10 protein-coding genes are annotated in these 11,525 nt (G+C 71.5%); 8 read left to right on the top strand and 2 right to left on the bottom strand.

The features are described from left to right. The first annotated feature begins 29 nt into the window (after positions 1–29). From AC07F3_RS11575 to AC07F3_RS11595, 5 genes are all read left to right on the top strand, one after another. A complete protein-coding gene (locus AC07F3_RS11575; RefSeq protein WP_479112831.1) occupies positions 30–584 on the top strand; it encodes a CGNR zinc finger domain-containing protein in 555 nt (184 codons plus the stop codon). Positions 585–681: 97 nt separating this feature from the next. Next, entirely contained in the window at positions 682–1,389 is a 708-nt protein-coding gene (locus AC07F3_RS11580) for a DUF899 domain-containing protein (protein WP_479112833.1), read from the top strand. Between the two features lie 563 nt (positions 1,390–1,952). Continuing rightward, positions 1,953–3,365 (top strand): family 2B encapsulin nanocompartment shell protein, encoded by a 1,413-nt coding sequence (locus tag AC07F3_RS11585; protein WP_479112835.1) that lies wholly within the window; start codon positions 1,953–1,955, stop codon positions 3,363–3,365. A 107-nt stretch (positions 3,366–3,472) separates the two neighbouring features. Further along, on the top strand, positions 3,473–4,756 hold the full coding sequence (locus AC07F3_RS11590; protein WP_479112837.1) for a family 2 encapsulin nanocompartment cargo protein terpene cyclase: 1,284 nt from the start codon (positions 3,473–3,475) through the stop codon (positions 4,754–4,756). A gap of 17 nt (positions 4,757–4,773) precedes the next feature. After that, positions 4,774–5,661: a geranyl diphosphate 2-C-methyltransferase gene (locus AC07F3_RS11595; protein WP_479112839.1), complete on the top strand. Its 888-nt coding sequence runs from the start codon at positions 4,774–4,776 to the stop codon at positions 5,659–5,661. Positions 5,662–5,746: 85 nt separating this feature from the next. On the opposite strand, the gene AC07F3_RS11600 is transcribed toward AC07F3_RS11595, so the two are convergent. Continuing rightward, a complete protein-coding gene (locus tag AC07F3_RS11600; protein WP_479112841.1) occupies positions 5,747–6,424 on the bottom strand; it encodes a hypothetical protein in 678 nt (225 codons plus the stop codon). 225 nt (positions 6,425–6,649) lie between these two features. Here AC07F3_RS11600 and AC07F3_RS11605 point away from each other — a divergent pair, with 225 nt between their 5' ends. Next, positions 6,650–7,861, top strand: a complete 1,212-nt coding sequence (locus AC07F3_RS11605) for an MFS transporter (RefSeq protein ID WP_479113103.1) — start codon at positions 6,650–6,652, stop codon at positions 7,859–7,861. On the opposite strand, the gene AC07F3_RS11610 is transcribed toward AC07F3_RS11605, so the two are convergent. Continuing rightward, positions 7,782–9,398, bottom strand: coding sequence for an apolipoprotein N-acyltransferase (locus tag AC07F3_RS11610; protein WP_479112843.1), 1,617 nt, complete (start codon positions 9,396–9,398; stop codon positions 7,782–7,784). The genes AC07F3_RS11605 and AC07F3_RS11610 overlap by 80 nt on opposite strands. A 181-nt stretch (positions 9,399–9,579) precedes the next feature. Between AC07F3_RS11610 and AC07F3_RS11615 the strand changes: the two genes are divergently transcribed. Then, positions 9,580–10,776, top strand: a complete 1,197-nt coding sequence (locus AC07F3_RS11615; protein WP_479112845.1) for a sensor histidine kinase — start codon at positions 9,580–9,582, stop codon at positions 10,774–10,776. Then, a complete protein-coding gene (locus AC07F3_RS11620) occupies positions 10,773–11,513 on the top strand; it encodes a response regulator (protein WP_479112847.1) in 741 nt (246 codons plus the stop codon). Before AC07F3_RS11615 ends, AC07F3_RS11620 begins: the two co-directional genes overlap by 4 nt. Positions 11,514–11,525 lie beyond the last annotated feature (12 nt).

Below are 11,525 nucleotides of genomic sequence, written 5' to 3' on the forward strand. Positions count from 1 at the left end.
GCGTGAGAGTCACCTGCCAGGATGGTGATGTGAACCTCGACCATGTCTTCGTGTGCGGGCACCCGGCCCTCGACTTCGCGGCCACCCTCCGGGCGCGCCGCTCGACACGGTTCGAGATGTTCGTGACGCCGGAACGGCTCAACGCCTGGTACCTCAAGTCGGGGCTCGTGGACGCGATCACACCCGCCGACGAACAGGACGTACGGGAGGCGCAAACCCTGCGCGAGGCCCTCTACCGGCTGATCACCAACCGGCGTCTCGGTGAGGAATTCGACCGCGAGGCACTCGCCGTGGTCAACGCCGCCGCCCGCAAGACACCGGTGACGCCGCAGCTCACCGTGGCCGGGCGGCACAACGAGGCGACGCCGGGACAGGCCCTGGCCACCGTCGCGCGACAGGCCGTCGACCTGCTCAGCGGCGCGGACGCCCCGCTCCTGAAGGAGTGCGACAACCCGGAGTGCACCCGGATCTACATCGATCGTTCGCGCGGCATGCGCCGCCAGTGGTGCGGCATGGAGTCCTGCGGCAACAAGATCAAGGCGGCGGCCTACCGCGCACGGAAGAAGACCGCGGCCACCGCGTGACCGGCGCCCGGTTGTCAGGCACGGGCGAGCGATGAGTTCGGCGGCCGGGCACGGTCTACCTCCTACGAGCCGTCCGTCGTGAACCTCGGAGGAACCCATGACCCCCCAGGCACTGCCGCCCGTCGTCGACGCCAAGACCTGGCAGCGGGAGCTCGATGAGCTGCGCGCGAAGGAGAAGGCCGTCACCCGGCAGCTCGACGCCGTCGCCGCCGAGCGCCGCAGGCTGCCGATGGTCGAGATGCCGGACTACACGCTCGAAGGCGAGGACGGACCGGTCCGGCTGGCCGAGGTCTTCGGCGACAAGACCCAGCTGATCGTCTACAACCACATGTGGTTCCCGGGCGAGAAGTGGCAGTGCCCGGGCTGTACGGGGTATACCTCCCAGTTCACGCGCCTGGAGTTCCTGGCCGCCTACGACGCCCGGTTCGTCATCGTCACCCAGGGCCCGATCGACGAGGCCCTCGCGTACAAGCGGCGGGTCGGCAACAAGATGACCTGGTACTCCACCGCGAACAGCCCGTTCGGCGCCGACGTGGGCGCGGGGCCCGGCGAAGGATTCGCGGTCAACGTGTTCCTGCGTGACAGCGACACCGTCTACCGCACCTGGCACACCACCGGCCGGGGCACCGAGCAGCTCAGCCACACCTTCCCCCTGATCGACCTGCTGCCCTACGGTCGCCAGGAGGCATGGCAGGACTCCCCCGAGGGCTGGCCGCAGTCGCCCACCTACAGCCGGTGGACCGGCTCCGAAGAGATCGCCGCGCTCTACGGGCCGGACGGGGAACCGGACGCGCGCGAGAACTGAGTTTTCCCGGCAGAAGGGAAGGCGCCCGACGGTGCGGTGTCCCGTCGGGCGCCTTCAACGCTCGCCGACTTCCGCACGACCGGCCGGTGGCGCGCTCCGACGCGGTCTCGAACAGCCGTCGCCCAGCCCTACGCCCGAACTGGTAGGCGCCCCGGCCGAGTTGTGTCGCAATGTTGACGCCCGCGCTTCCGCGTCGGGACCCGCGCCAGTGGCCGGTGACGGCGGCGGGCGAGCTCCGCTCGGCGCGCTCGACCGCCGCGGCCTGGGTCTCAGCGGATGTCGACGCTCCCAGGGAGGGTCGCCACAGCGGCCGAAGCGGGCCCGCCCGCACGCCCGGGGCCGGTGTCGGTCATGACTGGATTCGTTCGGTTCCCCCGCAAACATCGCACGGGCGCGATCATCGTATCGAGCTAATGTCTCCGGCTTTTCTTGGTCCGGGGGGCGAACCGGCCGTTAGTGTCCTTCTGGCTCTGGACGGATTCCGCTTCGTATACCCCATTCCTCCTCCTGCCGGTGGCGTCCACCCACGCCGGCCACCGCACCGACCAAGGAGCGCTCGCCCGATGACTGTTGACTCGAGCCCCGAAGCTCGACTCGAACCACCACGACAATCCAGCCTGAGCACGGCGGCCGCGCGCAACCTCGCCACCACGGCCAAGTCCGCACCGCAGATGCAGGAGATCACCTCTCGCTGGCTGCTGCGGATGCTCCCCTGGGTGGAGACCACGGGCGGCGTCTACCGGGTGAACCGCCGCCTCACCTACACCGTCGGCGACGGGAAGGTGGACTTCGTGCAGGACGGCGCCGATGTGCGCGTGATCCCGCGCGCCTTCGGTGAACTGGCCCTGCTGCGCGGCTTCGACGACGTCGAGGTGCTGACCGCCCTCGCAAGTCGGTGTGTCCAGCGAGACTTCCGCAGCGGTGAGACGCTGGTCGAGCGCGGCGCCCCCGCGGACCGGCTCCACCTGATCGCCCACGGCCGCGTCGGCCAGACCACCGTCGGCGCCTACGGTGACGAGCTCGCCCTGGACGTGCTCGCCGACGGCGACAGGTTCGGGGAGCAGGCCCTCCTGGACGAGGACGCCCGGTGGGAGCACACCGCCACCGCCGAGACCTCGGGCACGCTGCTCACCCTGTCCCGCGCCGACTTCGCGGCCGTGGCCGCCACGGCGCCGAGCCTGCGCGACCATGTCGAAACGTTCAGGTCGCTCCCCCGGCAGCGGCAGAACCACCGGGGCGAGGCCGAGATCGCGATGTCGGCCGGCCACACCGGCGAGCACGCACTGCCCGGCGCGTTCGTCGACTACGAGCTCAAGCCGCGCGAGTACGAACTCTCCGCCGCGCAGACCATTCTGCGGGTCCACACGAGGGTGGCCGACCTCTACAACGGGCCGATGAACCAGACCAAGGAGCAACTCAGGCTCACCATCGAGGCGTTGCGCGAGCGCCAGGAGTACGAGCTCATCAACAACCGCGAGTTCGGCCTGCTCCACAACGCCGACTTCAAGCAGCGCATCCAGCCGCGCTCCGGCCCGCCGACCCCGGACGACATGGACGAGCTCCTCTGCCGTCGGCGCGGGGCCAAGTTCTACCTGGCGCACCCCCGGACGATCGCGGCGATCGGGCGGGAGTTCAACGCGCGCGGTCTGCGTCCCGCCCAGGTCGAGCGCTGCGGCGAGCTGGTCCAGGCGTGGCGCGGGGTCCCGATCCTGCCCTGCGACAAGATTCCGATCACCCCGGAGAAGACCAGCTCGATCCTCATCATGCGCACCGGCGAGGACGACCAGGGCGTCATCGGACTGCGCCAGACCGGGCTGCCGGACGAGTACGAACCGGGCCTGTCGGTGCGCTTCATGGGCATCAACGAGCAGGCGATGACCTCCTACCTCGTCAGCACCTACTACTCCGCCGCCATCCTCGTGCCGGACGCCTGCGGTGTGCTGGAGAACGTGCAGATCGCCCGCTGGCCGCGGTAGTTCGCCCGCCCCGCCGCCGCATCGCGTGACGCCCCGTGGCCTCCGGGGTTCCTCGCGCGTGCCCGAACCACCCTGGGCCACCCGCCCACCCCACCAAGGAGTTCTGGATGCCCGCCCCTGAGCTGACGCCTCCGCAGTCGAGCCTGCCCGAGGCCGCGTCCCACTTCGGGGCGCACGTCCTCGCCGACGCCGTGGCCCGCGCCCGTGACATCACGGCCGCCACCGGCGGCCCGCCGAGTACTGCGACCCTGCCCGCACCGCCCCGTCCCGAGGCCCCCGCGGTGGATGTGCCGGCCCCTCGTCCGGGCCTCGACCGCGTTCTGCGGGGACCCAGCGGACTGGGCACGGCGGGCCTGCGCCTGGTCCTGAGGGAGGAGGAGCCGCCCGCGCCTCCCGAGCCGTCGCCCCCGGAAGGCGTACCGATCCCGGGCCTCTACCACCACCCGGTGCCCGAGCCCGACCCGGTGCGGGTCGAGGAGGTCAGCCGCAGGATCAAGGCCTGGGCGCTGGACGAGGTCTCCCTCTACCCCGAGGACTGGGAGGAGCAGTTCGACGGGTTCTCGGTGGGGCGGTACATGGTCGGCTGCCATCCGGACGCCCCCACCGTCGACCATCTGATGCTCGCCACCCGGCTGATGGTGGCCGAGAACGCGGTGGACGACTGCTACTGCGAGGACCACGGCGGCTCGCCCGTCGGCCTCGGCGAACGACTGCTGCTCGCCCACACCGCCCTCGATCCCCTGCACACGACGCGGGAGTACCAGCCGCAGTGGGCCGAGTCGCTCCACTCGGACGCCCCCCGGCGGGCGTACCGCTCCGCCATGGAGTACTTCACCCAGGCGGCGACCGCCTCGCAGACCGACCGGTTCCGGCACGACATGGCCCGGCTCCACATGGGGTACCTCGCCGAAGCCGCCTGGGCCCAGCTGGACCGCGTGCCGGAGGTGTGGGAGTACCTGGCGATGCGCCAGTTCAACAACTTCCGTCCCTGCCCCACCATCACCGACACCGTGGGCGGCTACGAACTGCCCGCGGACCTGCACGCGCAACCCGCCATGCAGCGGGTCATCGCCCTCGCGGGCAACGCGACGACCATCGTGAACGACCTCTACTCGTACACCAAGGAACTCGACGCTCCCGGGCGGCACTTGAACCTGCCCGTGGTGATCGCCGAACGGGAGGGCCTCTCCGACCGGGAGGCCTACCTGAAGGCGGTCGAGGTCCACAACGACCTCATGCACGACTTCGAGACCGAGGCGGCCGCCCTGGCCGCCGAGTGTCCCGTCCCCAGTGTGCAGCGTTTCCTGCGCGGCGTGGCCGCGTGGGTCGACGGCAACCACCACTGGCACCGCACCAACACCTATCGCTACAGCCTGCCGGACTTCTGGTAGGAAGAATGGACTCATCTGTGACCAGCACCGAACTCACCGCCACGCCCAACGGCACCTCCCTCTTCATCCCCAACCCGGCGACGCCCTACCAGGGAGACATCGCGCGCTACTGGGACGGGGAGGCCAGGCCCGTGAACCTGCGTCTCGGCGATGTCGACGGTCTCTACCACCACCACTACGGCATCGGTGAGGTCGACCACGCCGCGCTCGGCGACGCCGATGACAGCGAGAGCGAGAAGAAGCTGATCAGCGAGCTGCACCGGCTGGAGTCGGCACAGGCCGAGCTCCTTCTGGGGCACCTCGGTGACATCGCGCCGGACGACACCCTGGTGGACGCGGGCTGCGGCCGCGGCGGCTCGATGGTGATGGCGCACCAGCGCTTCGGGTGCAAGGTGGAAGGTGTCACCCTGTCGGCCAAGCAGGCCGACTTCGCCAACCGGCGCGCCACCGAACTCCGCATCCAGGACCACGTCCGCGCCCGCGTCTGCAACATGCTCTCGACGCCCTTCGACACCGGGCAGGCCGCGGCCTCCTGGAACAACGAGTCGAGCATGTACGTCGACCTGCACGACCTGTTCGCCGAACACTCCCGCATCCTCAGGGTGGGTGGCCGCTACGTGACCATCACCGGCTGCTGGAACCCCCGGTACGGGCAGCCCTCGAAGTGGGTCTCGCAGATCAACGCGCACTTCGAGTGCAACATCCACTCGCGTCGCGAGTACCTGCGGGCCATGGCCGACAACCGCCTGGTGCCGCAGGCCGTCATCGACCTCACTCCCGACACCCTGCCGTACTGGGAGTTGCGGGCCACATCGTCGCTCGTCACGGGCATCGAGGAGGCGTTCATCAACTCCTACCGCGACGGTTCGTTCCAGTACGTCCTCATCGCGGCCGACCGAGTCTGACCGCACGGCCCTCGGCCCGTCCCTGAAAGCCGCCTCGGCGCCTGGAACCACGGGCACGGAGACGGCTTTCAGCCGCTGCATCAGCTCAACTGACCTGGCTTTCCAGATTGTTTGACGCCGCGTCAGGTGCATCGCCGTCCCCCGCCAAGCCCGTGAGGTCAAGAGCACGCAGCATGGGCGGCAGTTCCCACAGGTCGTCCTCGGAGGCGGCGACCAGCGACTCCAGCGCCCGCGGGGTCAGCTCACGGCGTTCCGCCCGGGCCAGGACGGCGTCTCCGCCCCAGTCGCCCTGGCCCAGCCCCAGGGACCGCACGACGTCGTCCCGGTCGACGAAGCGGCTCATGCCGCAGTCCAGACCGTCGTCGTCGAGGCCCTCCGGGTAGGGGGCGCGCGACCAGGCGCCGTCCTCGTACCAGTACACGCAGCCGAGTTCATACCCTGCGAGCAGATCGCGGAGCTTGGCGTACGGCAGCCAGTCGGGGGCTCCGGCCAGCATGTCGATGGGCGGCTTGTGCCACTTGACGGCGCTCGACTCGTCCTCGCCGTAGAGCACGAACCGGCCCTCTCCCATGCGGGACAGCGTCCACCACGTACAGCCGCAGTCGTCGAGATGGAGGCCGCCCTCGTCGATCCAGCACCCCGTGCGGTGCACCGAGGGCGTCTCCTCGCCCTCCGCCGTCGCCTCCAGGACCGCCAGCAGGCCCCACCGCGCCCAGAGGATCTCCGGCCTCGGCAGATCGCCGGGCAGACCCGGACGGTGCATCGTCATTCCATACCCCCGTGGGAAGGTGTCGCCATGTACCCGGCCGAGCCTAGTGGGGCCGCGCCCCGGTTCGGCCCGCCGGCCGGGGCCCGCGAAGGTCCCCCGTACGGCTCAGCCCGGCGCGCCCCGGCAGATCCGGACACCTTGACTGGGGGCGTGGACACCCATACGACACCTGGGGACACCCCCGCGAAGCCCTCCGCGGCCGCGTACCGCAACCTGGTCATGGCCACGGTCGGGTTCACGCTCACGTTCTGGGCGTGGGACCTGATCGCGCCCCTGGCCGGTGACTACAAGGACCGGCTGCATCTCAGTTCGTTCCAGCAGTCCCTGCTCGTGGCGGTCCCGGTGCTCGTCGGGTCGGTCGGCCGGATCCCGGTGGGCGCCCTCACCGACCGGTACGGCGCGAAGCTGATGTTCCCGCTGATGTCCGCCCTCACCATCGTGCCGGTGCTCCTGCTGATCCCCGCGCGCGACAGCTACGGCCTGATGCTCGTGGTCGGCTTCTTCCTGGGCCTGGGCGGCACCACCTTCGCGATCGGCATTCCGCTGGTCAACTCCTGGTTCCCGCCCAGCAAACGGGGCTTCGCGCTCGGCGTGTTCGGGATGGGCATGGGCGGGGTGGCGCTGTCCGGGTATCTCACCCCGCGGATCGCCAAACACGGCTACCACCTCCCCTTCCTGGTCGTGGCGGTGGCCCTCGCCGTGTACGCGGTGCTGGCCGTGCTGCTGATCACGGACCGGCCGGACCGGCCCGTCCCGACCGCGTCGCTGGGTTCACGGCTGGGGCAGGCGGGCCGCCTGCGGGTGACCTGGGAACTGTCCGCGCTGTACGCGATCGGGTTCGGCGGGATCGTCGCGTTCGGCGTGTACCTGCCCACATACCTCAAGACCTGGTACCAGCTGTCTCCCACCGACGCGGGTTCCAAAGCGGCGGGTTTCGCCCTGGCCACCGTGGTCTTCCGGCCGATCGGCGGCTGGCTCTCGGACCGGATCCACCCGGCGCTGGTCACGGCCGGCGCACTCGGCCTGGTCGCGCTGCTCGCCATTGTGCAGGCCTTCGACCCCGCGCTGTATCCCGGCGGCACCATCGCCCTGCTGTGCATGGGCGCCGGTCTGGGAACGGCCAGCGGCAGCGTCTTCGCCCTCGTCTCCCAGGTGACGCCGCAGCCCCAAGTGGGCAGCGTGACCGGCATCGTGGGAGCGATGGGCGGCCTCGGCGGCTTCGTACCGCCGCTGGTCATGGGCGCCATCTACAGCGCGAAGGACTCGTACTCGATCGGCTTCATGCTCCTGTCCGACCTCGCGCTCGCCGGGTGCGTGTACGCGTACACCCGGATGCGGACCAGCCGCCCCGTCACTGAGGAGCTCCTCGCCTCAGGGACTTCTCCGGCCGCGCGCGGGGACGCCGCGACCGGGCCACGGCCACTGCGCTGAGCGCGACCAGTCCCGCCGCGCACAGCCAGGCGAACGTGTCGCCCACGCGGTCGTAGACGGTGGTCACCCCGTGCGTGGGCACGAAGGCCACCATGGTCTGGCGGGGGGTGGTGAAGTAGTCGGCGGTGGCGAGGACACGGCCCTGGTGGTCGTACGCGGTCGAGACACCCCGCGCGTCCTGGCGCACCAGTGAGTAGCCGCCCTCGATGGCGCGCAGGCTCGCCTTCGCGGTGTGCGCGCCGCCGTACTCCTTCCAGTCGGCCGACGGCACGAGCATGATGTCGGCCCGGGTCCGCATCAGGGCGGGGAAGTCGGCGTCGTAGCAGATGACGTTGGCGATCCGGCCGTACGGGGTGTCGGCGACGGGCACCCGGCCGTCGCCGGGGCTGTACTTCTCCGAGCCGGGGATGGGGTGGGCCTTCTGGTAGGTCCACAGCACCTTGCCCCGCGGGTCGATGAGGATCGCCTCGTCCCGGCCGTAGGCGGGCGCCGTGGTGCTGTAGACGCGGACTCCGATCTCCAGGTAGACGCCCGACCGGCGGGCCCGGTCCTGGGCGGCCGCGAGGGCTTGGGGCGCGTGGGACTCCTGGACCCTGACGGCCTCTTCGGGCCAGACCACGATCTTCGCTCCGGCCGCGGCCTCGCGCTCGGTGGCGGCCAGCAGGTCGTTCTCCACGGCGGTCATCGCGGGCTCCACCGCCGAGGCCGGTGCAGCGGCGATGTCCGCCGGGCCGCCGTCGATACGCCCGAGCGCGGACTGGAGGGAGGCGGTCACGGCCCGGCTGGGGCTCACTCCGGCGATCCGCACGGTCTCGCCTCCGGCGGGGCCGAGGGCGAGCCGGGCTCCGCCGGCCAGCAGGACGCTCAGCAGGACCGCGCCGGGGACCAGCACGCCGCGCCACGAGGGCCGCTCCCAGATCCGGTTGACGGTGCCGGCGCAGTAGGCGATCAGGAAGCCGATCCCCCAGGGGCCCGTGACCGAGACGAGCTGGAGCAGCGGGAGGTCGCCGTACTGGGTCACGGCCAGACACCCGTACGCCGTGCCGAGCGGGGTCACCGTCGCGATCAGGAACTCGCTCGCGGCGAGAGCGGCGGGGAAGCCGAGGGCCGCCCACGCGGGGCGCAGCCGGGTGACGAGCAGCCGGTCGGCCAGGAACGGCAGGGTCTGCAGGGCCGCGAGACCGATGGCGCCCCCGACGGCGACGGGGTTGAAGCCGAGCGCCGACTCCTGGACCCAGAAGACGGCCGCGACGATGTGCGCCAGCCAGATCCACAGCGTGCCGGGCCACACCCGGCTGAGGCGGGAGAAGCGCAGCAGGAGGACCGGGAAGATCCAGGCGGCTGCCGCGATGTCCCACCGGCCGCCCACCGCGAACAGCATGGTGACCGTGCCGAGCGCGAGGAACACCCAGCGGGCCGCCGGCCTTGAACTTCCGTGATGCGCAGGGGAGGTCTCCTCCGCATGCTCGGCGCCGGAGGGTTGCTCCAACGGGCCGGGCCGCTCGGTGGGCGGTGGTGGCAGGGGGATTTTCGTCATGGGAAGGACGCTAGGCGGGTGCATCAACGGGGCACGTCCGTCCGCGCGGTGATCCCGCGCCGGGCCGCGCAACTATCGATGCGCGCCCCGCGGACGATCCGGCGGTCTCCGCCGTTCGTCTAGCCTGACGATCGAGATGGTCGACGACAGGAAAGCCGTGCCAAGAGCCGCGCGGCGATGGATGACCGACCGGCCGCGTCTGACGGATGTCGCGCTGGGCGGTGGTCTCACGCTGTTCGACGTGATCACCGTGGTGGGCCGCACTCCTCAGCCGGGCGCGCCGGGGGTGGCCCTGTGGGGAGCGCAGACGGTTCCGCTGCTGTGGCGGCGGACGCGTCCACGCGCCGTGCTCGCGGCGATGACCTGTCTCTATGGGGCCTTCCAGCTGCTCAGTCCGATCCAGGGCCGCATACCGGGCCCGTTCCTGCTCATGATCGGCGTGTACGCGGTGGCCCGCTACGCGCCGGTGCGCACCGGCGTGGCGGCGACCCTGCTGTGCCTCGTGTCGGTCACCGTGACCGATGCCCTCACCGGGCACTGGGAGCCTCCGCACCTCGGGTCGCTGGAGCCGATCAGCACCACGACCTTCGTTTTCTTCTTCGCACTCGCCTGGCTGCTGGGATGCGGCAGGCGCAGGATCGGCGCCGACGCCGAACGGCTGCGGGACCTCAACCGGAGTCTTTGGGCCGAGCAGGAACTCAACGCCCGGCAGGCGGTGGTCACCGAGCGCGCCCGCATCGCCCGTGATCTGCACGATGTGGTGGCCCACCACGTGAGCGCCATCGCCGTGCAGGCACGGGCCGCCGAGGACCTGATGGCGGACGCCAGGGCCGGGACCGGATCCTTCTGCGCCGTGCGGGCCAAGGAGTGCGTCGGGCTCATCGCGCGGACCGCCGACACCGCGCTCGTCGAGATGCGCCGCGTCCTCGGACTGCTCTCCTTCCCGGACGGGGAGCTGGCGCCCGAGCCGTCCCTCGACCACCTGGAACCCCTCATCGGCGCCGCGACGACGGCCGGATGCCGGGTCACCTATGTGTCGGAGGCCGGGGCACGGACCGCGCCGCCCGCCGGGATGCGGATCTCGGCCTACCGGCTCGTCCAGGAAGCGCTGACCAATGTGATCAAGCACGCCGGGCCCGTGGCCGTGCGGGTCACGGTGGACGGCGACGCGTCCCGCCTCACGATCGTGGTGGAGAACGACCCGGCGCCGCCGGGCCACGTGCGCGTTCCCGGGTCGGGGCGCGGGCTCGTCGGCATGCGCGAGCGCGTGGCGGCCTTCGACGGTGAGCTGGAGGCCGGGCCGCGCGAGGACGGCGGCTGGCGGCTGCGGGCCGTCCTCCACGCGAGGGCCCGTCGACCGGTGGAGGCGGGCGCGTGAACGTTCGGGTACTGGTCGTCGACGACCAGGAGATGGTGCGCACCGGGCTCCGCCTGATCATCGACCGCCGCGACGGTCTGTCGGTCGTCGGGGAGGCCGCCGACGGGGAGCAGGCCGTGGCCCACGCCGTCGAACTCCGGCCCGACGTCGTGCTCATGGACGTCCGCATGCCCGGCGTGACGGGGGTGGAGGCCACCCGCCGCATCACCCACTGCTGGCCCGGCCAGGGTCCCGCGCCGCGGGTCCTCGTGCTCACCACGTTCGACCTGGACGAGTACGTCCATGCCGCGCTGCGGGCCGGGGCCGTGGGGTTCCTCCTCAAGAACAGCCCGCCCGACCAGCTCGCCCGGGCCATCCGCGCGACGGCCGAGGGGGAGGCGATGCTCGCTCCGAGCGTGACGCGCCGCCTCATCGACACGGTCACCGCGCTGCCGCCCGCGCTCCTGCCCCACGCGCCGGCCCCCGTCCTGCGCGAGGGCGAGCTCGCGCAGGTGCTGACGGAGCGCGAACTCCAGGTGCTGGTGCTGGTCGCGCGGGGGCTGTCCAACGGGCAGATCGCCGCGGCCCTCGCCCTCACCGAGGGGAACGTGAAGAGCCGCGTCAACCGCATCCTCACCCGCCTCGGCCTGGAGAACCGGGTGCAGGCGGCGCTGCTCGCCCACCAGGAGGGGCTGGCCACGACCGTGCGGATGCCGCGCCTCACCGATGCCGAGCGGCACGGGCCCGGCCGGTCCTGACGGGACACGGGC

It is taken from the genome of Streptomyces sp. NPDC045846, from assembly GCF_056431605.1.

Bases quoted from the DNA above. Each gene is read 5' to 3' on its own strand.
- AC07F3_RS11615 (WP_479112845.1), top strand. From the start codon at position 9,580: ATGACCGACCGGCCGCGTCTGACGGATGTCGCGCTGGGCGGTGGTCTC.
- AC07F3_RS11610 (WP_479112843.1), bottom strand. From the start codon at position 9,398: ATGACGAAAATCCCCCTGCCACCACCGCCCACCGAGCGGCCCGGCCCG.
- AC07F3_RS11590 (WP_479112837.1), top strand. From the start codon at position 3,473: ATGCCCGCCCCTGAGCTGACGCCTCCGCAGTCGAGCCTGCCCGAGGCC.
- AC07F3_RS11580 (WP_479112833.1), top strand. From the start codon at position 682: ATGACCCCCCAGGCACTGCCGCCCGTCGTCGACGCCAAGACCTGGCAG.
- AC07F3_RS11600 (WP_479112841.1), bottom strand. From the start codon at position 6,424: ATGCACCGTCCGGGTCTGCCCGGCGATCTGCCGAGGCCGGAGATCCTC.
- AC07F3_RS11605 (WP_479113103.1), top strand. From the start codon at position 6,650: ATGGCCACGGTCGGGTTCACGCTCACGTTCTGGGCGTGGGACCTGATC.
- AC07F3_RS11585 (WP_479112835.1), top strand. From the start codon at position 1,953: ATGACTGTTGACTCGAGCCCCGAAGCTCGACTCGAACCACCACGACAA.